Below are 21604 nucleotides of genomic sequence, written 5' to 3' on the forward strand. Positions count from 1 at the left end.
CGGCAAGCCGCAAGCTTCAAGCTCAAGTTGAATGCAGTTCAGCCTGTAGCTTACCGCTTGCAGCTCATAACTACCCCATTCAGAACGCGTTACGAAAGATCTCCTCAATCTGACGCTGATCCGCCCGCCGTGGGTTGGTCAAACCACAGGCATCCTTGAGCGCATTGGTAGCCAGCAGCGGAATGTCCTGCAACTTGGCGCCCAATTCTCGCAGGCCCGCCGGGATTTCAACGTCCGAGGCCAGGCTACGAATCGCGGCGATGGCGGCTTGTGCGCCCTCTTCGTCGGTGATGCCCTTGATGTCGGCGCCCAATGCGCGGCCCACGTCGCTCAGGCGTTTGGCGCTGACGCTGGCGTTGAAGCTTTGTACGTGGGGCAGCAACACCGCATTGCACACGCCGTGGGGCAGGTCGTAGAAACCACCCAACTGGTGCGCCATGGCGTGAACAAAACCCAGCGATGCATTGTTGAACGCCATCCCGGCGAGGAACTGCGCGTAGGCCATGTTTTCCCGTGCAGTCTTGTCGCTGCCGTCGCGTACGGCCAGGCGCAAGTTGGCGCTGATCAGTTCGATGGCCTTGATCGCGCAGGCGTCGGTGATGGGTGTGGCGGCGGTGGACACGTAGGCTTCGATGGCATGGGTCAAGGCGTCCATGCCGGTGGCAGCGGTGAGGCCCTTGGGCATGCCGACCATCAGGCTCGGGTCGTTGACCGACAGCAGCGGTGTGACGTTGCGGTCGACGATGGCCATTTTCACGTGGCGGGTTTCGTCGGTGATGATGCAGAAACGGGTCATCTCGCTGGCGGTGCCGGCGGTGGTGTTGATGGCCACCAGCGGCAGTTGCGGTTTGCTCGACTGATCGACGCCTTCGTAGTCGCCGATATGCCCGCCGTTGGTGGCGCACAGGGCGATACCCTTGGCACAGTCATGGGGCGAGCCGCCGCCCAGGGACACCACGAAGTCGCAGTCGCTCTGTTGCAACAGCGCCAGGCCTTTCTCGACGTTTTCCACGTTGGGGTTGGGCTTGGCGCCGTCGTAGATCACTGAGTCGATGTCCTGCATCGCCAGTTTCTCGGCGATCATGCTCGCGACGCCCGCCTTGGCCAGGCCGGTGTCGGTGACGATCAGTGCCTTGTGAAAGCCGTAGTTGCGGATGGCGATCATGGCTTCGTCGAGGCAGTCGGTGCCCATGATGTTGACGGCGGGAATGAAGAAGGTGCTGCTCATGGCGAATCCTCGTATGACGTTTATGCCTACAGCATCGACCTCACCTGCCTACGCCATCTTGATCAGGATCAACACCCGCTCGTGATAAAGTCACCGTCCAGCCGATTTCGAGTAGACCCGCCGCAATGAAGGATTTCCAGGATATTGACGCCCACCTTGAAGACTGGAGCGCACTGCGCAGCAGCACCGACTTCAGCGGGATTCTGATCGGCAACGGCGCAAGCCGAGCGATTTGGGAAGACTTTGCCTACGATTCGCTGTTCGAAAACGCGCGCACCATCGAAGAAAAACCCCTGAGCCCCTCCGAACTCAGTGTGTTCGATGCCCTGCACACCCGCAGTTTCGAGCAAGCGCTGGGTGCGTTGAAAACCACCAGTCGAGTCAACAAGGCCCTGGCGGTGAGCTCGGCGGCGCCGCGTAATCGCTATTACGCGATCAAGGAAGCCTTGATCAATACGATCCACACCGTGCATATCCCGTGGAGACTGGTGCAGCCGTCTACGTTGGCGACGATCAACAGCGAACTGGCCAATTACGCCACGGTGTTCACCAGTAACTACGACTTGCTCAACTATTGGGCGATCCTGCACACGCCGGGCATCGACGACTTGTTTCGCAGCGCCGACGCCAGCTTCGACCTGCGCAACACCCGCACCGACGCCACGCGCATCCTCTACCTGCATGGCGGCCTGCACCTGGTGCGCAACCTTGATGGCACCGCGCGCAAATTGCCGACCACCGAGAGCACGTTGCTCAGCAGTTTTGCCATCAACAACACGATCAAGACCCTCGATGATGTGCCGCTGTTTGTCAGCGAAGGCAAGGTTGAGGAGAAGCTCAAGACCATCCGCAGCTCGGACTATCTGTCGTTTTGCTATGAGCAGTTGCTGACGCATGAGGGCGCGCTGTGCATCTTTGGCCATGACTTGGGGTCGCAGGATAAGCATCTGGTGGATGCGATTCGCCAGGCAAAGCTGACGACTTTGGCGATCTCGGTTTCGGGGCGCAGCGATGGGTTTATCCGCCAGCAGAAACGGCGGTATTCAGCGTTGTTTGACGGGTCTGGAATTGAACTGAAGTTCTTCGCGGCGCGCACGCATCCATTGGGTAATACGGCGCTGTCAGTGCCTGTCGAACGCTGATCCCCTGAACGAAGAAGATCAACTGTGCGAGCAAGTCGAATCGTCGCACCGCCGCTCCCACATTGCACTGCATTTCAAATCAGAATCGCGTCACTCTTCGGCGCTGTGAACGACCACCAGCACTGCGCCTGCAGGCACTGGTCCAGATGCAAAACACCCTGGCGGATAATACGTGGACCGACCCTCATCAGCGTCTGCGACCTGACCACCGCGAAGGCCGTACGCCGCGCCCGCTACGCCGAAGCCAATGGCGCCGATGCAGTGATGGTGCTGTCGGCGTCTTACTGGAAGCTCAGCGAAGCGGAAATCCTCGCCCACTATGCAGCGATTGGCGACAGCATCGGCGTGCCGATCGTGTTCCCACAGGAACGTCTCCACATTTTTGACTGAGGACATCTGTTACAGAGAGACAAATAACAATAATTCTCGATATCATTCACGACCTTTTCCAAATCGTGCTTCCTCAAGAAGGATATCCATGTCTCGTCCCAAGCCCGACCCGTTGTCGGCCGATGCCTTTCGCGGATTTTATACAGATATCCTGTATTTCCTGCGCAGACGCACGGACAACGCCAGCGACGCGGCGGACATGACGCAGGATGTCTTTACCCAGTGGCTGGACTACCGCGACCGGGCCAAGGTCGAGCAGCCACGGGCGTTTCTGTTCCAGATGGCGCGCAACCTGCTGCGTGATCACTGGCGCAAACAGAAGGTGCGGCACTGCGTTCACGTTGATCAGGCCGATATGGACGCGGAACCTGTCACCGACGAGCAAAACGACCCCATGGCCGCCGCGCAACGCTTGCAACGGCTGGAACAGTTGAAAGAAGTCCTCGCGGGACTCTCGCCCCGCCGGCGAGAAGCCCTTATGCTGCACCGCTTCGAAGGCTTGAGCCAGGCGCAGATCGCCGAGCGCATGGGCATTTCCACCAGCATGGTGGAAAAACACATCGCTTTTGCCCTGCTGCATTGCAAGCGACGCCTTCAACAAGAACCCGGCACGGAGCAGCCAGAATGAATCGCCTGAGCGACACCGAGCTCTTGGACATCGAAGCCAGCGACGCCATCGATGCCCAAGCCGCCAGCTGGTTTGCCCGCAACCGCAATGATACGGGGCGCGCCGAGCGCAAAGCGTTTGCCGCCTGGCAGGCCGAGCCCGCCCATGCCCGCGCCTATGCCGAATTCGAGCAACTGTGGGCCGACCTGGAACAGTTACAGCAACTGAACAAGCCCGTGACGCTGCCCAAGCGCAAACCGTCGGTATGGCGCCCAGCCCTGGCCGTGGCCGCCGCCTTGCTGTGCGCGGTGCTGGCGCCCCACATCGGCGCGCCCCGCGAGCTGTATCACACCCAAGTGGCGGCGCACGCCAAAGGCATGCGCACCCTCAACCTGCCCGACGGCAGCACCTTGTATGTGAATGCCAACACCCGCGTACGTGTGGACTTCAGCGCGCACCAGCGCATCGTGCACCTGGACAAGGGCCAGCTGTATATCGAAGTGGCCGCCGACAAGGAACGACCGTTGTTCGTGCAAGCGGGTGAAGCGAGCGTGCGCGTGGTCGGCACCGGCTTTGACGTGCGCCGCAGCCAACAGCAACTGGTGATCAGCGTCGCCCATGGCCAGGTCGCTTTCGAGCCGGATGCAAAAAGCCCGGTCACGCTGCTTGGCGCCCAGCAACGTGCTATCTACCGCTATGCCAATGGTACGTTGCAGCAGCAAACCCTTCCCTTCGAGGAGGTCGCTGACTGGCGCAGTGGACACTTGTCGTTTCGCAACCGCGAACTTGCCAGCCTTATCGACGAGTTGAGCCTTTATCGCCCTCAGGCACCGTTGCAGGTCAGCAACGCCGTGGCGCACCTGAAGGTCTCGGGCAATCTTGATGTGAATGATCCAGACGCCCTGCTCAACGCCCTGCCCGCCCTGTTACCGGTGAAAACCGTGGCGTCGGCGGACGGCATTATCAAAATCGAACCGAGCAAATAACCGCGCAAATTCTTATTTGAGAATATTTTTCATTTGCAGGTGTGGATTTTTTTATCTGCCCCGTCTTCCTCCGGTCTGCATTCGACACGCACGCCTTTTCGGCCATTTGGCCACACCGGGGGATTTCATGTTTCGCGCGCCTTGCCACGCTTCGCACCTGTTGCTTCGACCAACCCTCATCGCCACCTGCCTGGCATTCAGCCTCAATGCCCAAGCCGAGCCATTCAAGCTGCCCGCCCAGGCGCTGGCGACATCCCTGAGCCAGGTAGCGCAGCAGGCGAAAATCCAGCTGTTGTTCGATGAAGCGCTGTTCAGGAACGTGCAAGCGCCGGCACTCGACGGTGACTTCACCGCGGAAGTGGCGCTTCGCACCTTGCTGAAAAATGGTGAATTCATGCTGATCAAAGTCGGCAACACCTATGTGGTAAGGCCCGAAGAGGCGAAAACCACCCAGAGCGGTGCGATTCAGTTGGACGCCCTGAGCGTGATCGGCACCGGTACCGAGGTCGACGCCAGCACCGTAGGCCGCTCCACCTTGAGCCAGGCCGATATTGACCGTTATCAGCCCGACAACATCCCTTCACTGCTGCAGACTTTGCCCGGTGTGTTCATGGGCGGCTCACCCAAGCCAGGTGGCCAGACCATGAACATTCGCGGCATGGGCGATGCAGAAGATGTGCCGATGAGCGTGGATGGCGCAACCAAAAGTGGCTTCGAGCGCTATCAACAAGGCACGGTCTTCATCGAGCCCGAGTTGATCAAAAGCATTGAGGTGGAGAAAGGCCCCTACTCGCCGTTCACCGGTAACGGCGGCTTCGGCGGCACGGTCAACATGACCACCAAGGATGCGCCAGACTTGCTCAAGGACGGGCGTAACGCCGGGGCGATGGCCAAGTATGGCTACTCCAGCAACACTCACGAGCAGGTGTACAGCGGCGCGGTATATGGCCGCACCGACGATGGTCGCATGGATGGCCTGATTTACCTGACCAAGCGCGACGGCGACGACTTGAAGCTCGCCGGCACGCCGCCCGACCCGCGCAATAAATACCCGATCAACCCCAAGCGCCTGCCCAACAGTGCACAGGATGTAGAGGGCAAGTTGTTCAAGGTCAATGCCCACTTTACCGACGAACACAGCATGGGCCTGTCCTACTCCCGTGCCAAAAGCGAGCGCATGGCGCCGTTCTCGGCTAAATCCTACCCGTCACCGCCAACGCAATCGGCGATCGACCGGTATGGCTACAAAGGCGCTCTGATACGTTTCCTGGCCGACCGTGAAACCGTGGACACCACCTGGTCGGGCAAATACCAGTACCAGCCGCTGAACAACCCATTGATCGACTTGAAGCTCAGCTACTCGTTCTCCAAGACCGACCAGACTGACGAACGCGCCGAAAATGCAGTGATGGGTCTGAGCACCGGTGGACGCAAGATGGAAACGTCTTACGCAGACCGCATCTTTGAGCTGCGCAATATCAGCCTGTTGACCACCGGCCCGCTGGAACACGCAGTGACCACTGGCGTGCAGATCCGCAAGCACGACCGCGAAACCGAAAGCTGGATGCCGGGCGCGACCTACAACACCGCCAGATACAACTATGGGCATTTCCAGCCGTATTTCATGCCGCACGGCAAGGTCGACACAAATTCGCTCTACCTGCAGGACGCGATCACGCTTGGGGATGTGACCCTCACCCCGTCCCTGCGCTATGACCACGTGCGTAACCGCGGCGAAGCCAACGATGCGCCGTACTACAGCAACCCGGACCCGCGCGTCGGCCATGACTACAGCGACCGCACCTACACCGGATGGTCACCGCGCCTGGCCGCGTTCTGGAACGTGACCCCGGATGTGGCCTTCTTCGCCAGTTGGAACCGCACGTGGCGTGCGCCGGTCATCGATGAACAGTATGAAGTACAAGGCGCCGCCAGCACGCGCAGCGCCACAAGCCTCAACCTCAAGCCCGAGCGCATTACGGCGATTACCGTGGGCAACGTCACCAACTTCTCGCGCATCTTCACCCGCGATGACAACCTGCAACTGCGCACCACGCTGTTTCACAACCGCATCGAAGACGAGATCATGAAGGCCACCGGCATCGGCTGCGAACGGCAAATGACCGTGCCGGGCAATATCAATTCGGTGTGCACCGACACGGCGTCCAGAACCAACTATCGCAACGTCGGCGGCATGACCATCAAGGGCGTCGAGCTCGAAAGCTACTACGACTCGACATACGTGTTCGGCTCTGTGACTTACTCCTGGGCTACAGGTAAACGCGACAACCCCTACACCAACCCTTGGGCTACCGACCGTCATGTGTGGGCACGCGATATTCCACCGGCCAAATGGGTCGTGGTGCTGGGTACCAAAATCCCGAGCTGGGACGCGCAAGTGGGCTGGCAGGGCCAGTTCGTGCGCAAGACCGATCGCGTGCCCACCGACATTTACCCAGGCGGCTTCAACTCCAGCATCGGCGACTTTATCTACGACCAAACCGAGAACGCCAGCTACGACACCCAGGGTCTGTTCGCCAATTGGAAACCGCAGCAAGCCGGCCTCAAAGGCACCGAGATCAACTTCACCGTCGACAACCTGTTCAACCGCAGCTACCAGCCGGCCCTCAGCGGCGAGGGCGTCTACAGCGAAGGGCGCAACGCCAAGATCAGCATCACGCGCTTCTTCTAAATGTGGATGCCGGGCTTGCCCGCGATGCAGACACCTCGGTGTATCAGGTAGGCCCAAGTGATGCTATCGCAGGCAAGCCAGCTCCCACTCCCCCCACCCGGGACTCAACTGTACGGATAAATCCTCACCCAGCTGTAGACCCGCAATCAGCGGGGGTTGTGGCTAGATGGGTTTCCCTTGAAACCCTCCAGTTTTCGGTTCTTCCCTATGAGCTCGCGCGAAAACACCGGCATGGCCCTCGGCCTGCTGGGCGTCATCATCTTCAGCCTGACCCTGCCCTTCACCCGCATCGTGGTGCAGGAAATGCACCCGTTGCTCAACGGCCTGGGCCGCGCGCTGTTCGCGGCGATCCCGGCGGCAGCGCTGTTGTTGTGGCGGCGCGAACGCTGGCCGAGCTGGCGTCAGGTGCGCGGGCTGTGCCTGGTGATCGCGGGCGTGATTCTGGGCTTTCCGGTGCTGTCGGCCTGGGCCATGCAAACCTTGCCAGCGTCCCATGGCGCGCTGGTCAATGGTCTGCAACCGTTGTGCGTAGCGCTGTATGCGGCGTGGCTGTCCCATGAGCGGCCGTCAAAAGCCTTCTGGGCCTGCGCGGCGCTGGGCAGTGCACTGGTGTTGAGTTATGCGCTGATCACCGGGGCCGGCAGTATTCAAGCGGGCGACCTGCTGATGCTTGGCGCGGTTGCCGTGGGCGGCCTGGGTTATGCCGAAGGCGGGCGACTGGCCAAGCAGATGGGTGGCTGGCAGGTGATCTGCTGGGCGCTGGTACTGTCGACGCCGGTGTTGATCGGCCCGGTGTGGTACTTGGCAGCGCAGCATCAAGGGGCGATTTCCATGCGCACGTGGTGGGCGTTTGGTTATGTGTCGCTGTTCTCGCAGTTTTTGGGGTTCTTCGCCTGGTATGCCGGGTTGGCCATGGGCGGGATTGCACGGGTCAGTCAGATTCAGCTGTTGCAGATCTTCTTCACCATCGCGTTCTCGGCGCTGTTCTTTGGTGAACACATCGAGCCGATTACCTGGGTGTTTGCGTGTGGGGTCATTGTGACGGTGATGCTGGGGCGCAAGACGGCGGTGCAGCCTGCGCCAGCTCCCAAGCCGAGCGCGGCCTGAATATGGGAGCCCGCATTTTGATTCGCATCGTGCTCAGGTCAGGTACCCATCCGCGCGCAGCAGGGTTTCCAGGCAGTGCTCGGTGATGTGGTAGAACGCCTTCAGTTCCTGGATTTTCTCCAGCAACTGCGCGTTGTCCATCGGCTCCGCGCGCTTCACCGCGAGGATCATCTTGTTCTTGTTGGTATGTTCCAGCGAGATGAACTCGAACACCTTCGTCTCATAACCACAGGCCTCCAGGAACAACGCGCGCAAACTGTCGGTGACCATTTCCGCCTGCTGGCCCAGGTGCAGGCCGTATTGCAGCATCGGTTTAAGCAGCGCCGGGCTCTGGATCTGCAGGCGAATCTGTTTGTGGCAGCACGGCGAGCACATGATGATCGACGCGCCGGAGCGGATGCCGGTGTGGATCGCATAGTCAGTGGCAATGTCGCAGGCATGCAGGGCGATCATCACGTCCAGCTCGCTCGGCGCCACGCTGCGCACGTCGCCACATTTGAACACCAGCCCGGGGTGTTCCAGGCGGGCGGCGGCGGTGTTGCACAGGGTCACCATGTCTGCGCGCAGCTCGACGCCCGTCACCTCACCCTCGGCCTTGAGGGTGTTGCGCAGGTAGTCGTGGATGGCGAACGTCAGGTAGCCCTTGCCCGAACCAAAGTCCGCCACGCGTACGGGCTGGTCCAGTTTCAACGGGGATGAGGTCAGCGCATGGCTGAACACTTCGATGAACTTATTGATCTGCTTCCATTTGCGCGACATAGACGGGATCAGCGCCTGCTTGGCGTCGGTCACACCCAGGTCGGCGAGAAACGGCCGGTTCAGGTCGAAGAAGCGATTTTTCTCGCGGTTATGCTCGGCCGAGGGCGCCTCACGCAGTTGCTGCGGCTTGCTTTTGAACAGCGAGCTTTTGTTCTTCTTGCTGTATTCCAACTGGGCTTCGTCGGTCAGCGACAGCAGGTGGGCGTTTTTGAACTGCGCCGGCAGCAGCTCGGCAATCGCCGCCACGGCCTCTGCCAACGGGAAGTTTTTGGTGATGTCGCGGGTCTTGTAGCGGTAGACGAAGGACAGGCATGCCTGCTCCTTGACCACTACCGGTTTGATGATCAGCCGCTGCAGCTCGGCTTCTTCACCGACGTATTTGGCCAGCACCAGCTTGATAAAGGCGTTTTGCGCGAGGCTTGCGCTGAGCAGTTCGATGAACTCGGCGTGATGGTCCGGCGCAGGGCGGGCAGGTTGAGCGGTGACAGACATGAACAAAAACGCCTCGGGCAGGGAATGCCGGGCATTTTAGGGGGGATGGCGGTTTAGGGCACGGGGTTATTTGATCAACGGTCATTGGACTGGATAACACAATCCAATGCGGGACCGGGCTTGCTCGCGAATGCGGTGTATCAGTCGACGGATGTCTTGACTGACACTGCGCGTTCGCGAACAAGTCGAAGCGTCGAACCGCCGCTCCCACATTTTTATTCGAGTACGACCAAGCGATTCGGCAGTTCATTACGGGTTTGGGTGACCGGCACATGCACCTTCAACAATTCACCACAGGCCTCAATGCAACTGATAAACCCGGCCAACGTCTGCCCCTGTTTTACCTGCTGGGTAAACGCCTTGACGATGGCGTCCCAACTGCTGTCATCCAGGTGCCTGGAAATCCCGTCATCGACCAGAATCTCCACATAGCGCTCGGCCTCGCTGACAAAAATCAGCACACCGGTGCTGCCCAGCGTGTGGTGCAGGTTCTGCTCCAGGAACTGCCGCCGCGCCAGGTTGGACGCGCGCCAGTAGCGCACCGAACGCGGAATCAAGCGCGTGGTGACCTTGGGCAAGCGGAACACCAGGCACAACACGATGAATGTCGCCCATTGCGCCAACAGCAAGGTGTACATGCTCAGGTAACCCGACACGTAATGCACCACGCCCGGCACCACCAACGCGATCAGGCTCGCCCACAACAGCGGGATATAGGCGTAGTCATCGGCGCGGGCGGCCAGCACGGTCACCAGTTCGGCGTCGGTGGTTTTTTCCACGCGGGCGATCGCTTCGGCGACTTGGCGCTGCTCGTGTTCAGTCAGTAATGCCATGGTTGTAGGTGCTCTCTCATTATTGTCATTACCAGCCGCCCGAGGCCCCCCCGCCGCCGAAGCCGCCGCCGCCGCCCCGGAAACCACCACCGCCACCACCGCCGCGCCCGCTGCTGCTGAGAATCGACAGCAGGATCGCACCCACCGGCAGCCCCATCCGGTTGCACAGCCACAGCACGCCGATCAGCAGGACAAACAGGCCGATGGAAAGCCCGGGATTATCCTTGGCAAAGTTGCCATCCGCCACATGGGCTGGCACGGCCAAGGGTTCTCCGCCCACCACTTGCACCATCGCAGACACGCCCTCGCTGATGCCTTTGCTGTAGTTACCGGCCTTGAACGCCGGTGCAATCACCTGATTGATGATCACCCACGACTGCGCATCGGTGAGGACGCCTTCCAGGCCGTAACCGACTTCGATGCGCAATTTGCGCTCATCGCGGGCGACGATCAACAGCGCGCCGTTATCCTTGCCTTTCTGGCCGATACCCCACTGGCGAGCCAGTTGATAACCGAAGTCCTCAATCGGTACGCCCTGCAAGTCAGGCACGGTGACCACTACGATCTGGTCGCCGGACGTCTGTTCCAGCGCCTGCAGCTGCTGTGTCAGCTGCTGGCGCGTGGCCGCGTCGATCATATCGGCGTTATCCACCACCCGCCCGGTCAGCGCCGGGAAGGTCAGGGCTGCCTGGGCCACGCCCACACAGGCCAACAGCCACAGCGCCAGGCCTATCCGTAATAAACGCATCGACACCTCAATGCAGCTTTATTTGAACTTCACTTGCGGCGCTTTATCGGCATCGGCACTGGTGGCCTCAAACGTGGCGCGGACCGGCAAGTCACTGTACATCACGCTGTGCCACAGACGGCCAGGGAAGGTGCGGATCTCGGTGTTGTAGGCCTGCACGGCCTGGATAAAGTCGCGGCGAGCTACGGCAATACGGTTTTCGGTGCCTTCAAGCTGCGATTGCAGGGCCAGGAAGTTCTGGTTGGCCTTCAGGTCCGGGTAGCGCTCGGACACCACCATCAAACGGCTGAGTGCACCACTCAAGCCATCCTGTGCTTGCTGGAACTGCTTGAGTTTTTCCGGATTGTCGAGGGTGCTGGCATCCACCTGGATCGACGTGGCCTTGGCCCGCGCTTCAATCACGGCGGTGAGCGTGTCCTGTTCATGGGCAGCATAGCCCTTGACCACTTCCACCAGGTTGGGAATCAGGTCGGCGCGGCGTTGGTACTGGTTCTGCACCTGGCCCCAGGCGGCCTTGGCCTGTTCGTCCAAGGTCGGGATGTTGTTGATGCCACAACCGCTCAGCACGCTGCTGATCAATAGCAAAACCGCGGCTTTCAAGCCCCAGCGGTAACCTTGTGCTGCTTGCATGGTGTTTCTCCTCCCCAATCTTGATGGAATGTTACGACTAACCCTATGCACCACGCGCTTGGGGCATAATCCGCCACCACTGGAATGCATCGAGCCAATCAGCTACAAAGATGCCCAGCGCGAACAAGAGTTCAGAGTGTGCTGCATTTATCTGAAGAACACCCGAACAACAATAGACGCTCCCCACATTTTGGCCGATCAGCATTCACCCCAATGCTGTGCAGTGAGCCGAAAAAGGATATTCATGAAAAAGCTGTGTTTGCTCGGCCTTGTTGCCACTCTGGCCAGTCACCCCGTATGGGCAGAAACAAAGCCTGCTGCGCTTAAAGACAAGGACGCCTTTGTCAGCGACCTGCTCAAGCAGATGACCCTGGACGAAAAGATCGGCCAATTGCGCCTGATCAGCATCGGCCCCGAGATGCCCCGCGAGCTGATCCGCAAGGAAATCGCCGCCGGCCGTATCGGTGGCACCTTCAACTCCATCACCCGCCCGGAAAACCGTCCGATGCAGGACGCGGCCATGCGCAGCCGGCTGAAGATCCCGATGTTCTTCGCCTACGACGTGATCCACGGCCACCGCACGATCTTCCCGATCAGCCTGGCCCTGGCGTCCAGCTGGGACATGGAGGCCATCGGCCGCTCCGGGCGCATCGCTGCCCAGGAAGCCGCCGCCGACAGCCTCGACATCACCTTCGCGCCGATGGTCGACATCTCACGCGACCCGCGTTGGGGCCGCACCTCCGAAGGTTTCGGTGAGGACACCTACCTGGTTTCACGCATCGCCGACGTCATGGTCAAGGCGTTCCAGGGCGTGAGCCCCGCGAATGCCGACAGCATCATGGCCAGCGTCAAGCATTTCGCCCTGTATGGCGCGGTGGAAGGCGGTCGCGACTACAACGTGGTCGACATGAGCCCGGTCAAGATGTACCAGGACTACCTGCCGCCGTACCACGCGGCGATCAAGGCCGGTTCGGGCGGCGTGATGGTGGCGTTGAACTCGATCAACGGCGTGCCTGCCACCGCCAACACCTGGCTGATGAACGACCTGCTGCGCCGGGACTGGGGCTTCAAGGGCGTGGCCGTGAGCGACCATGGCGCGATCTTCGAGCTGATCAAGCACGGCGTAGCCAAGGATGGGCGCGAAGCCGCCAAGCTGGCGATCAAGGCCGGCATCGACATGAGCATGAACGACTCGTTGTATGCCAAGGAATTGCCGGGGCTGCTCAAGTCCGGCGAGATCGAACAGAGCGACATCGATAACGCCGTGCGCGAAGTGCTCGGTGCCAAATATGACATGGGCCTGTTCAAGGACCCGTACCTGCGCATCGGCAAGGCCGAGGATGACCCGGCCGACACCTACGCCGAAAGCCGCCTGCACCGTGCCGACGCACGCGACATCGCACGCCGCAGCCTGGTGTTGCTGAAAAACCAGAACAACACCCTGCCGCTGAAAAAATCCGCGACCATCGCCCTGGTCGGCCCGCTGGCCAAGGCGCCTATCGACATGATGGGCAGTTGGGCCGCCGCCGGACGGCCTGCGCAATCGGTGACGCTGCTCGACGGTTTGAACGCGGTGATCGGCGATAAAGGCAAGATCATCTATGCCCGTGGCGCCAACATCACCAACGACAAGGCCGTGGTCGACTACCTGAACTTCCTCAACTTCGATGCGCCGGAAGTGGTGGACGACACCCGCCCTGCCCACGTGATGATCGACGAGGCCGTGAAGGCCGCCAAGGATGCCGATGTGGTGGTGGCTGCCGTGGGTGAATCCCGTGGCATGTCCCACGAATCCTCGAGCCGCACCGACCTGAACATCCCGCAAAGCCAGCGCGACCTGATCAAGGCCTTGAAAGCCACCGGCAAGCCGCTGGTACTGGTGTTGATGAACGGCCGCCCGCTGTCGATTGTTGAAGAGAACCAACAGGCCGATGCGATCCTGGAAACCTGGTTCGCCGGCACCGAAGGCGGCAACGCCATCGCCGACGTGCTGTTTGGTGACTACAACCCGTCGGGGAAGCTGCCGATCACGTTCCCACGCTCGGTGGGGCAGATTCCGACCTACTACAACCACCTGACCGTCGGCCGACCGTTCACCCCAGGCAAACCGGGCAACTACACCTCGCAGTACTTCGATGACACCACCGGGCCCCTGTTCCCGTTTGGCTATGGCCTGAGCTACACCACGTTCACCCTGTCGGACATGGCGCTGTCGTCCACCACGCTGAACAAGACCGGCAAGCTCGACGCCAGTGTCACGGTGACCAACACCGGCAAGGTGGATGGCGAAACCGTGGTGCAGTTGTATATCCAGGACGTGGCCGGCTCGATGATCCGCCCGATCAAAGAGTTGAAAAACTTCCAGAAGGTCATGCTCAAGGCGGGTGAGGAGCGCACGCTGCACTTCACCATCACCGAGGAAGACTTGAAGTTCTACAACACCCAGCTCAAGTTCGCCGCGGAGCCGGGTGAGTTCAACGTGCAGATTGGCCTGGACTCCCAGGAGGTGCAGCAGCAGACGTTTGAATTGCTCTGAAGCCTGACACGGTCAAAAAATGTGGGAGCAAGCCCGCTCCCACATTTGTTTAGCGGTATTCTTCTTAACCGCGTCTATCGAGCAAATTCACCACCAACCGATCAACCCATCCCCACACCCGTTGTTTCACCCGCCGCCACAATGGCCGCGACTTCCACGCCTCCAGGCTCACCACCTGGCTCTGGGCAAAATCTCGTTCAAAACTCTCTTTAACTGCCAGCGTCAGCTCAGGGTCCAACGCCTCCAAGTTGGCCTCCAGGTTGAGACGCAGGTTCCAGTGATCGAAGTTGCACGACCCAACGCTGACCCAGTCATCCACCAGCACCATTTTGAGGTGCAGAAAGCACGGCTGGTACTCAAAGATCTGTACACCCGAGCGCAGCAAACGCGGGTAATAACGGTGCCCGGCGTAACGCACAGACGGGTGATCGGTGCGCGGGCCGGTGAGCAGCAAACGCACATCCACCCCGCGCCCGGCCGCGCGGCGCAAAGCGCGACGAACGCTCCAGGTCGGCAGAAAATAGGGCGTGGCCAGCCAGATGCGCTGGTGACTGTTATTCAGGGCGCGGATCAGCGATTGCAAAATATCGCGATGCTGACGGGCGTCGGCGTAAGCCACACGACCCAGGCCCGGCCCAGTCGCCGGCAACTTGGGCAAACGCGGCAAACCAAAGTGAGTGGAGGGCTTCCACTCCCGGCGCGCTGCGTTGGCGTGCCATTGACGGTCGAACAGCGCCTGCCAGTCCAGCACCAGCGGGCCGCTGATTTGCACCATCACTTCATGCCAGTCGGCGGTGTCTTGGCCCGGCGTCCAGAATTCATCCGTCACCCCCGTGCCGCCGACCACGGCAATGCTCTGGTCGATCAGCAACAGCTTGCGGTGATCGCGGTAAAAGTTACGCATCCAGCGACGCCAGCTCAGGCGGTTGTAGAAACGCAGCGCCACACCGGCGTCGGTCAAGCGTTTGCGCAGCCCGAGGGTGAACGCCAGGCTGCCGTAATCATCGAACAGGCAACGCACCTGCACGCCACGCTCGGTCGCCTGCACCAGCGCCTGCACCAGCGCTTCGGCGCAGGCCCCGGCTTCCACCAGATAGAGTTCAAGGTCCACTTGCCGCTCGGCGCGGGCGATGCCCACCAGCATCTGCGGGAAGAATTGCGGGCCGTCGATCAGCAACTCGAACCGATTGGCGCTGCGCCATGGAAACACCGCGCCGCTCATGTCAGCGCGCGGTAAAGATCAGCACCGCACCCACCGGTACCGACAAACTGATCGACGCAAGCCCCGCCGCCTTGCGCAACGCCGCCACACCCGGCGCCAGATCGAAATCTTCGGCATGCAGCACCACCGGTTCCAGGGTCACCACTTGGAAACGTCGGTCGTCCAAGCGCGTGGCCAGCAACTCGGCGCTGTAGGTCTGGGTTTTGCCATGCAGGGTCACGGACAGCGGCAGGCGCAATTCCAACTGCGCTCCGGGCGCGAGATCATTGATGGGTTGCAGATTGATCTGTGCGCTGATCAACGCTTCGGGGAAGGTCTTGATCTCGAACAGCTGATTGCGCATGCGCTCATCGCGCAGCGGAATGCCGCTGTTGACCGACTCCACTTCCACTTCCAACTGCGCCGCACCTTTGCTGTCGACCTTGCCGTGCAGCACTAGGAAGCGGTGGACTTCAGCAATCTCGGTGTTTTTGGTGGTAACGAACGATAGGCGCGAGGATTCGTTATCCAGGTACCAGTCGGCGTGGGCGGGCAGCGCAAAGGCGGCCAAGAGAGCGAAGGCCAGGGGCTTGATTAAAGACGCGTTGAACATAAAGACTCGGATAAGAAAACCTGCGCGAACAGTAGCAAAGCCCTCCTGTAGGAGCGAGCTTGCTCGCGAAAAACGTTAACGATGACACGGGGAACCTGACACCCAACGGCGCTCTCGGGCTTTTCGCGAGCAAGCTCGCTCCTACAAAAAGCCATTTGCCACCGGGTTGCGACGTCGCTCGCATAGCGTTAACCTCTGCCACGTCGCTGCTCATCAGCGACCGGGCGTGGAATCCCGAGAAAGAAGACGCTACAGCGTCGTCATGCAATCAGTCGGCGCTTTTTTGTGCCCGCTGTTTGTGCTTTATGGCGGCTGTACGTGGGAGGCCTTGTGCCTGCCGAGTCGCTTCTTCTCGGATTCCAACCTGCGTACAGCTGCCACCTCCACGCTTGGAATCGTGACTGGCAGCTTTTTTGGTTGTACCAAAGGCGCAAGCTTATGCCGTACGAAATACCCTCAGCCGAAACCATCGGCGCCGCCACCTTCGCAGACTGCGGAGAAAACAAAAACCACCTGAAACTGTTCCGCGTCAACGCCGGGGTTCCTCTTGTGGAAGCCCTCGAACACGCCTCCCACGTGCTCTACTACGCCAAAATGCTCTCCCTTGAAGCCGCCATGGACCCAAGGGCCGAGAGGTTTGCGTTCGCCTCGCATTACTTGGGCGAAATGGGCAAAGCCATCATCGATGACCTGCTGCTGGCGATGCAGCCCGGCACTCCACCTGTGCAATAAGTAATACGCGCCCGATGTACGGCATCGGGCGCCGCAATCCCACCAGATTAATACGACGAAACTCACGGAATCGTCCGACTTTACCCTAAGTAAATCCCTCTCCAAAGTCTGGCTTGCCACTGACTTACTCGTTCTCGTTTACCTCGATTGAGGAAGGTGTAGCAACAACGACTTGGATGATATGGGGCAAGAAAATGAGCAAAGGGCACTATGTTGTTTTAGGGGACCAAACGACGTGCGGCGGACGAATTCTCGAGGGGGATCCAACATTCAAGTTACATGGCCTTCACCGTGCTCTGGAAGGTGCTCGGGTCACTTGCGGAAATCATGCCGGAAACGTCCGGATCCTAGGCGGCATTACCAATATGAGGCGCAAGGGAAAACGTGTTGCCGGCACGCTGGATAGCGTGAGCAGTTGCCCCTGTGGAGCCCGGTTGATTCCTTCGGTGTTAAAGGCCACCTACGAAAAGCGAGAAGCAGAACCGCCAGCGAGTCAGCGGGTTGCTCAACCGAATGATACAGCTGTAAACGGCAACCCAGAAACGCCGTCTCAATCTGCTTTCACGCCTTCCGGTCGTACAGTGCCAACGGCATTCAACGGGGCGCTGGGTCAGGAACCAGGCTTCTATATCGTGCCCAAGAGCATGTCCCGCGAAGCATTGGAGGCCACACTTTTTTCGACAATTGATCCGGCTGTGATGCGTAAGTTTCAATCACTGAATCCCAACACCGGCAACGTCAAAGCCGGCTCGATGATCGTGCTCAGCGATCCGAACAATACTTCCTGCACCTATCAGGAAGCGCAACTGATGCAGGCTGCACAACAAGTCAGCGAATCTCTGGATTCGCTGACGCCTGATGAGGCCGACTTTCTGTATCGACACGGTGCCGAAATCGCCGGTTTCATCGGGCACACCTCAACCTGGCTCGGCGTCAGCGCTGTGGTGATGGAAAAGCATCTGAACAACCTGCGCGAGACGCTGCAGGCTATGGAGCGGCTGCATCAGGACAGTTATCGACAGCACGGACATCTTAGATCAGCGCAGTTCTTTGCTGATCGTCAGCGGTTGATGAGTCAGTTGGATGCGCATTTGCTCAACTCCACTCGCTTGCGCGGGCAGACCACCTTGGGTGATCACCCCAAGTTGAAAACCGCCCTGGGTATATCCAGTCGAAGTCTGGTACTTCACTGGGACAAAGCGGGCGGACCGGGGCAGATTCCGGGGTATGCCGCTCATGTGGAGGCGGTCAGTCGTGCCACGAAGTATATGAAGGCAGGTGGTTACATCGGTATTGGTCTTGGCGGTATCTCCTCGCTGCTAGCTATTGAGCAGGTGTGTAACGGGGATTCTGGGGCTGCGTGTGAGAAGGTTAAGTTTACAGAGGGAGGAAAGTTCGCTGGGTCAGCTGCAGGTGGTGCTTTCGGCGGAGGAATCGCCAAATATGCGAGTGGCCCGATCTGTGTAGCGCTAGGTGCTACTACTGGTATAGGGGGGATAGTCTGCATAGCGACAGTAATAGGAGCTGGCGCTTGGGTGGGTACGACTTACGGTGGTGGAGGGGGCGAGTATTTGGGAGACAAGATTTATGAGGTTTCTCAACCATGACCAGTATCGACACTTGGTCACCTTGGATTGCGATACTTGTGACTGGGGGGCCAATTATTCTCGGGGTTCTGAGCACTGCATACACTCTTTACCTGAGCCACCGTCACTTGGATGCCATGAAGGAGGCCCTGAAGAATAGCCGCTACATTTATCTATGGGGGCCAAGTTTGGGGAGACGGGGCGTGATTTGGTCTCTTTTGGAAATAGCGAAAATCGCAGGAATGGTCACATGGTCAAAAGCATATATCCGAATTGGAGATGTAAACCCTGTTGATCTTGAAAACTTTCCACCCTACCTGAAACGTCTTTTGGTCATTGATGCGGCGATGAAAATCGTTGGTTTTAGCTGGATTATTGTCGTCGGCATATTGCTGAAACTGAAGTAGTGGGTGATTGATAAATAAGTGCTCAGCGATCCGAACAATACTTCCTGCACCTATCAGGAAGCGCAACTGATGCAGGCTGCACAACAAGTCAGCGAATCTCTGGATTCGCTGACGCCTGATGAGGCCGACTTTCTGTATCGACACGGTGCCGAAATCGCCGGTTTCATCGGGCACACCTCAACCTGGCTCGGCGTCAGCGCTGTGGTGATGGAAAAGCACATGAACAACCTGCGCGACACTCTCCAAGCTATCGAACGTTTACATCAAGAAAATTATCGCCAGCACGGCCACCTCAAGTCGTCGCAGTTCTTCACCGATCGCCAGCGTCTCATGAACCAGCTAGATGCCCATCTGCTCAACTCCACGCGCTTACGTGGCCAAACCACCCTGGGCGATCACCCCAAGTTGAAAGCGGCCCTCGGCATTTCCAGTCGTAGCTTGGTGCACCATTGGGACAAGGCCGGTGCGCCGGGGCAGATTCCGGGTTATTCCGCGCATGTGGAAGCGACCAGCCGCGCTACCAGATACATGAAGGCGGGTGGTTACATCGGGATTGGGCTTGGCGGCGTATCCTCCTTGCTGGCGATACAACAGGTTTGCAATAACGATTCCAGGGCGGCTTGCGAAAAGATCAAGTTCACAGAGGGTGGACAGTTCGCAGGCTCGGTTGGCGGCGGCGCATTTGGCGGATCGGCAGGCGGTGTTGCTGGTGGCGCGATCTGTCTTGCACTTGGTGTTACGACCGGTATAGGAGGCGTTGTATGTGTCGCGACTTTAGTTGGGGCAGGCGCATGGGCGGGTACGACTATCGGCGGTATGCGTGGAGAACAGATAGGCGAAAAACTGTACGAAAAAACTTTGCCATGACAACGGATGAGTCTTGGAACGCCTGGTTAGAAATCTGGCTTTTGGCCAGCCCATTCCTTCTTGGATTTACTGGTCTCGCGCTTAATCTATATCTTACTCACCGTCACATGGATGCCATAAAAGAGGCTTTGAAAAACAGCCGTTATATCTATCTTTGGGGAGACAGCCTTGGGAAGCGCGGTTTGATTTGGTCTCTTTTGGAAATGTCACAAATTGCCGGAATGATCCTGATGCCAAAGGTGCATATCCGGCATGGCAACTTGGATCCAGTGGACTTTGAAAACTTCCCACCCTATCTAAAACGTCTTTTCATAATCGTTACAACGCTAATCTGTACGGCTCTGATTTGGTTGGCGGCTGCATACATTCTGGCAAAGCTCAGGTAACCCAAACGGGCCTCACCCGAGGCCCGACATCAGCAAAGAATCAGACGCAATACCAGCCAACACGTAAGTTGACTGACCCACCGCCTTCGCGAGCAAGCCCGCTTCCACAGGGGTAATGTGGGGCGTCAGGGCGTCAGGCGGCAACCCTGGCGGTCCCCCAACCACCGCGCACTGTGCGTACGCCCCAACCCACTCGCCGTCACTTCACTGCGCGCCGGGTTGTCGCTGAATGCGCTGGTCGGCACGTATTGCTTTACATACCCACGGCAATACTCGGCCGGGTTGTTCGCCACGTACCGACACGAGCAATACTCCTTGGCGGTGTACGCCGCGATGATGTCGGGGAAGGCTTGCAGGTTGACGCGCTCGTGCCAGATCCACCCCAGCAGGGCGAGGAGCAGCAGGAGGAACAGGCTGGCGAACGGACGACGGCGGATCATGGTTGCACCGCCGCAAGCACGCGCTTGAGCAGTTCGTTGTGGCGGTAGCTGCCGTCGCGGTCGTCGCCATAGCGCACGATCACCAGGCGTTCGTCGGGCATCACGTACAGCGCCTGGCCCCAATGGCCGAGGGCGGCGAAGGTGTCGGCGGGGGCGTCGGGCCAGGGCCGTGGAGTGCCTTGATTGAGCCACCAATGGCCGCCAGGGACGGCTTCGTCCTGGCCGGCTTTGTATTTATCGAACGGCTGGCGATTGAAGGTCACCCAATCCTTTGGCAGCAACTGTTGATCCCCCCAACGCCCATCCCGCGCCATCAGCAGGCCGACGCGCGCCAGGTCGCGGGCGGTGAGGTAGGCGTAGGACGAGGCGACAAAGGTTTCATCGGCGTCGGTTTCCCACGTGGCACTGCGGATACCCAAGGGCTTGAACAGTGCGTCCCAGGGGTAACTCATATAAGCCTTGAGGCCGAGCATGCCTTTGAGGGCGGCGGACAGGATGTTGGTGTCGCCGCTGGAGTAACGAAAGGCCTGGCCGGGTGCGCTGGCCGCCTCCGTGTCCGCTGCAAAGTCAGCCATATCGGCGCGGCCACGGGTGTAGAGCATCGCCACCACCGAAGAGTTCAGTGGCGCGTATTCGTAGTCTTCCTGCCAGTCCAGGCCCGAGGCCCAGTGCAGCAAATCGGCCATGGTCACGGTTGGGTGTTGCTTCATCGGCGGGTAGAAGCGCGCGACCGGGTCGGTCAATTTAAAGCGGTTATCGCCATAGGCCACGCCCAGCACGGTGGCCATCAGGCTTTTACTGATGGACCAGGTGAGGTGCGGCGTGCTGGCCGTGGTGGGCGCGGCGTAGCGTTCGTAGATAACCTCGCCGTCGCGGATCACCAGCAACGCGTCGGTGCGAATGCCTTGGCGAGTGGTGTCGTCTCGCGCAGGGAAAGCGTAGGCATCCAAGGCGTCGACGGCAGGACCTGCGAGCGGTGTGCCCTTGGCCCATTCTTTGTCGGGCCAGGTTTCGGCGTGGACGGTAACGGTGACGAGTAGCAAGGCAACGCACAACAGGCCTCTGACCATGGACGCAAACTCAAGGAGGGCATTCAAGCCCGCGAGCCTAGCGCAGGCCAATGACAGATTTGCTACACGGAGGCTGTCACCCAACCGTCACCGTAAGTTCATGGAGATGACACCGAGCCTACATAGCCTGACTTTGGACAACAAAGTCGACT

General features: G+C 59.5%; 20 protein-coding genes and 2 pseudogenes. 13 read left to right on the forward strand and 9 right to left on the reverse strand.

Going from position 1 to position 21604, the window contains the following annotated elements; genetic code table 11:
* Positions 1-79: 79 nt before the first annotated feature.
* Positions 80-1228: an L-threonine dehydrogenase gene (gene yiaY / locus AACY52_RS05680; RefSeq protein WP_339560341.1), complete on the reverse strand. Its 1149-nt coding sequence runs from the start codon at positions 1226-1228 to the stop codon at positions 80-82.
* Positions 1229-1353: 125 nt separating this feature from the next.
* On the opposite strand from yiaY, the gene AACY52_RS05685 reads away from it, so the two are divergent.
* The 6 genes and pseudogenes from AACY52_RS05685 to AACY52_RS05710 all read left to right on the forward strand — a co-directional run bounded on the left by AACY52_RS05685 (position 1354) and on the right by AACY52_RS05710 (position 8152).
* The gene (locus AACY52_RS05685; RefSeq protein WP_339414975.1) at positions 1354-2370 is read left to right on the forward strand and encodes a DUF4917 family protein; all 1017 of its coding nucleotides are present in this window, start codon (positions 1354-1356) and stop codon (positions 2368-2370) included.
* A 171-nt stretch (positions 2371-2541) separates the two neighbouring features.
* A pseudogene (locus AACY52_RS05690) lies at positions 2542-2727 on the forward strand (dihydrodipicolinate synthase family protein); the annotation flags it as partial.
* 121 nt (positions 2728-2848) lie between these two features.
* Positions 2849-3388 (forward strand): RNA polymerase sigma factor, encoded by a 540-nt coding sequence (locus tag AACY52_RS05695; RefSeq protein ID WP_339414976.1) that lies wholly within the window; start codon positions 2849-2851, stop codon positions 3386-3388.
* Positions 3385-4353: a FecR domain-containing protein gene (locus AACY52_RS05700; protein WP_339560342.1), complete on the forward strand. Its 969-nt coding sequence runs from the start codon at positions 3385-3387 to the stop codon at positions 4351-4353. Before AACY52_RS05695 ends, AACY52_RS05700 begins: the two co-directional genes overlap by 4 nt.
* Before the next feature lie 127 nt (positions 4354-4480).
* Entirely contained in the window at positions 4481-7045 is a 2565-nt protein-coding gene (locus tag AACY52_RS05705) for a TonB-dependent hemoglobin/transferrin/lactoferrin family receptor (protein ID WP_339414978.1), read from the forward strand.
* A 207-nt stretch (positions 7046-7252) separates the two neighbouring features.
* Entirely contained in the window at positions 7253-8152 is a 900-nt protein-coding gene (locus tag AACY52_RS05710) for a DMT family transporter (RefSeq protein ID WP_339455684.1), read from the forward strand.
* A 33-nt stretch (positions 8153-8185) separates the two neighbouring features.
* On the opposite strand, the gene AACY52_RS05715 is transcribed toward AACY52_RS05710, so the two are convergent.
* From AACY52_RS05715 to AACY52_RS05730, 4 genes are all read right to left on the reverse strand, one after another.
* Positions 8186-9403, reverse strand: a complete 1218-nt coding sequence (locus AACY52_RS05715) for an SAM-dependent methyltransferase (protein ID WP_339414980.1) — start codon at positions 9401-9403, stop codon at positions 8186-8188.
* A 215-nt stretch (positions 9404-9618) separates the two neighbouring features.
* Positions 9619-10236 (reverse strand): TPM domain-containing protein, encoded by a 618-nt coding sequence (locus AACY52_RS05720; protein WP_339414981.1) that lies wholly within the window; start codon positions 10234-10236, stop codon positions 9619-9621.
* 28 nt (positions 10237-10264) lie between these two features.
* Positions 10265-10984 carry a TPM domain-containing protein gene (locus tag AACY52_RS05725; protein WP_339414982.1) on the reverse strand — a complete coding sequence of 240 codons (720 nt, stop codon included), beginning with the start codon at positions 10982-10984 and terminating at the stop codon, positions 10265-10267.
* An 18-nt stretch (positions 10985-11002) separates the two neighbouring features.
* Positions 11003-11614, reverse strand: a complete 612-nt coding sequence (locus tag AACY52_RS05730) for a LemA family protein (RefSeq protein WP_049709565.1) — start codon at positions 11612-11614, stop codon at positions 11003-11005.
* A 244-nt stretch (positions 11615-11858) separates the two neighbouring features.
* Between AACY52_RS05730 and bglX the strand changes: the two genes are divergently transcribed.
* The gene (gene bglX / locus AACY52_RS05735; RefSeq protein ID WP_339414983.1) at positions 11859-14150 is read left to right on the forward strand and encodes a beta-glucosidase BglX; all 2292 of its coding nucleotides are present in this window, start codon (positions 11859-11861) and stop codon (positions 14148-14150) included.
* A gap of 64 nt (positions 14151-14214) precedes the next feature.
* Here the strand turns inward: bglX and AACY52_RS05740 are convergent, their stop codons facing one another.
* Positions 14215-15372, reverse strand: a complete 1158-nt coding sequence (locus AACY52_RS05740; RefSeq protein WP_339414984.1) for a phosphatidylserine/phosphatidylglycerophosphate/cardiolipin synthase family protein — start codon at positions 15370-15372, stop codon at positions 14215-14217.
* Between the two features lies 1 nt (position 15373).
* Positions 15374-15964 carry a YceI family protein gene (locus tag AACY52_RS05745; RefSeq protein WP_339414985.1) on the reverse strand — a complete coding sequence of 197 codons (591 nt, stop codon included), beginning with the start codon at positions 15962-15964 and terminating at the stop codon, positions 15374-15376.
* Positions 15965-16023: 59 nt separating this feature from the next.
* Here AACY52_RS05745 and AACY52_RS05750 point away from each other — a divergent pair.
* From AACY52_RS05750 to AACY52_RS05775, 6 genes and pseudogenes are all read left to right on the forward strand, one after another.
* Positions 16024-16110, forward strand: a pseudogene (locus AACY52_RS05750) (outer membrane lipoprotein carrier protein LolA); the annotation flags it as partial.
* A 292-nt stretch (positions 16111-16402) separates the two neighbouring features.
* Positions 16403-16696: a DUF3077 domain-containing protein gene (locus AACY52_RS05755; RefSeq protein WP_339497068.1), complete on the forward strand. Its 294-nt coding sequence runs from the start codon at positions 16403-16405 to the stop codon at positions 16694-16696.
* Between the two features lie 194 nt (positions 16697-16890).
* Entirely contained in the window at positions 16891-18303 is a 1413-nt protein-coding gene (locus tag AACY52_RS05760; protein WP_339560343.1) for a PAAR domain-containing protein, read from the forward strand.
* Positions 18300-18689 carry a hypothetical protein gene (locus AACY52_RS05765; protein WP_339438003.1) on the forward strand — a complete coding sequence of 130 codons (390 nt, stop codon included), beginning with the start codon at positions 18300-18302 and terminating at the stop codon, positions 18687-18689. Before AACY52_RS05760 ends, AACY52_RS05765 begins: the two co-directional genes overlap by 4 nt.
* An 18-nt stretch (positions 18690-18707) precedes the next feature.
* Positions 18708-19556 (forward strand): hypothetical protein, encoded by an 849-nt coding sequence (locus AACY52_RS05770; RefSeq protein WP_339560344.1) that lies wholly within the window; start codon positions 18708-18710, stop codon positions 19554-19556.
* Positions 19553-19942: a hypothetical protein gene (locus AACY52_RS05775; protein WP_339414988.1), complete on the forward strand. Its 390-nt coding sequence runs from the start codon at positions 19553-19555 to the stop codon at positions 19940-19942. The genes AACY52_RS05770 and AACY52_RS05775 overlap by 4 nt, the downstream gene beginning before the upstream one ends.
* Before the next feature lie 125 nt (positions 19943-20067).
* Here AACY52_RS05775 and AACY52_RS05780 read toward each other — a convergent pair whose 3' ends face one another.
* Both AACY52_RS05780 and AACY52_RS05785 read right to left on the reverse strand, forming a co-directional pair.
* The gene (locus AACY52_RS05780; protein WP_339414989.1) at positions 20068-20382 is read right to left on the reverse strand and encodes an amidase; all 315 of its coding nucleotides are present in this window, start codon (positions 20380-20382) and stop codon (positions 20068-20070) included.
* On the reverse strand, positions 20379-21452 hold the full coding sequence (locus tag AACY52_RS05785) for a serine hydrolase (RefSeq protein ID WP_339415051.1): 1074 nt from the start codon (positions 21450-21452) through the stop codon (positions 20379-20381). Before AACY52_RS05785 ends, AACY52_RS05780 begins: the two co-directional genes overlap by 4 nt.
* Positions 21453-21604 lie beyond the last annotated feature (152 nt).

The organism is Pseudomonas sp. EA_65y_Pfl1_P113 (assembly GCF_963970525.1).
Taxonomy (GTDB): domain Bacteria; phylum Pseudomonadota; class Gammaproteobacteria; order Pseudomonadales; family Pseudomonadaceae; genus Aquipseudomonas; species Aquipseudomonas tritici.

Excerpts from the sequence above, each read along its gene's own strand:
- AACY52_RS05785 (WP_339415051.1), bottom strand. The coding sequence starts at position 21,452 with ATGGTCAGAGGCCTGTTGTGCGTTGCCTTGCTACTCGTCACCGTTACC.
- AACY52_RS05695 (WP_339414976.1), top strand. The coding sequence starts at position 2,849 with ATGTCTCGTCCCAAGCCCGACCCGTTGTCGGCCGATGCCTTTCGCGGA.
- AACY52_RS05710 (WP_339455684.1), top strand. The coding sequence starts at position 7,253 with ATGAGCTCGCGCGAAAACACCGGCATGGCCCTCGGCCTGCTGGGCGTC.
- AACY52_RS05725 (WP_339414982.1), bottom strand. The coding sequence starts at position 10,984 with ATGCGTTTATTACGGATAGGCCTGGCGCTGTGGCTGTTGGCCTGTGTG.
- AACY52_RS05780 (WP_339414989.1), bottom strand. The coding sequence starts at position 20,382 with ATGATCCGCCGTCGTCCGTTCGCCAGCCTGTTCCTCCTGCTGCTCCTC.
- AACY52_RS05745 (WP_339414985.1), bottom strand. The coding sequence starts at position 15,964 with ATGTTCAACGCGTCTTTAATCAAGCCCCTGGCCTTCGCTCTCTTGGCC.
- bglX (WP_339414983.1), top strand. The coding sequence starts at position 11,859 with ATGAAAAAGCTGTGTTTGCTCGGCCTTGTTGCCACTCTGGCCAGTCAC.
- AACY52_RS05700 (WP_339560342.1), top strand. The coding sequence starts at position 3,385 with ATGAATCGCCTGAGCGACACCGAGCTCTTGGACATCGAAGCCAGCGAC.
- AACY52_RS05720 (WP_339414981.1), bottom strand. The coding sequence starts at position 10,236 with ATGGCATTACTGACTGAACACGAGCAGCGCCAAGTCGCCGAAGCGATC.
- AACY52_RS05765 (WP_339438003.1), top strand. The coding sequence starts at position 18,300 with ATGACCAGTATCGACACTTGGTCACCTTGGATTGCGATACTTGTGACT.
- yiaY (WP_339560341.1), bottom strand. The coding sequence starts at position 1,228 with ATGAGCAGCACCTTCTTCATTCCCGCCGTCAACATCATGGGCACCGAC.
- AACY52_RS05685 (WP_339414975.1), top strand. The coding sequence starts at position 1,354 with ATGAAGGATTTCCAGGATATTGACGCCCACCTTGAAGACTGGAGCGCA.
- AACY52_RS05730 (WP_049709565.1), bottom strand. The coding sequence starts at position 11,614 with ATGCAAGCAGCACAAGGTTACCGCTGGGGCTTGAAAGCCGCGGTTTTG.
- AACY52_RS05755 (WP_339497068.1), top strand. The coding sequence starts at position 16,403 with ATGCCGTACGAAATACCCTCAGCCGAAACCATCGGCGCCGCCACCTTC.
- AACY52_RS05715 (WP_339414980.1), bottom strand. The coding sequence starts at position 9,403 with ATGTCTGTCACCGCTCAACCTGCCCGCCCTGCGCCGGACCATCACGCC.
- AACY52_RS05775 (WP_339414988.1), top strand. The coding sequence starts at position 19,553 with ATGACAACGGATGAGTCTTGGAACGCCTGGTTAGAAATCTGGCTTTTG.
- AACY52_RS05740 (WP_339414984.1), bottom strand. The coding sequence starts at position 15,372 with ATGAGCGGCGCGGTGTTTCCATGGCGCAGCGCCAATCGGTTCGAGTTG.
- AACY52_RS05760 (WP_339560343.1), top strand. The coding sequence starts at position 16,891 with ATGAGCAAAGGGCACTATGTTGTTTTAGGGGACCAAACGACGTGCGGC.
- AACY52_RS05705 (WP_339414978.1), top strand. The coding sequence starts at position 4,481 with ATGTTTCGCGCGCCTTGCCACGCTTCGCACCTGTTGCTTCGACCAACC.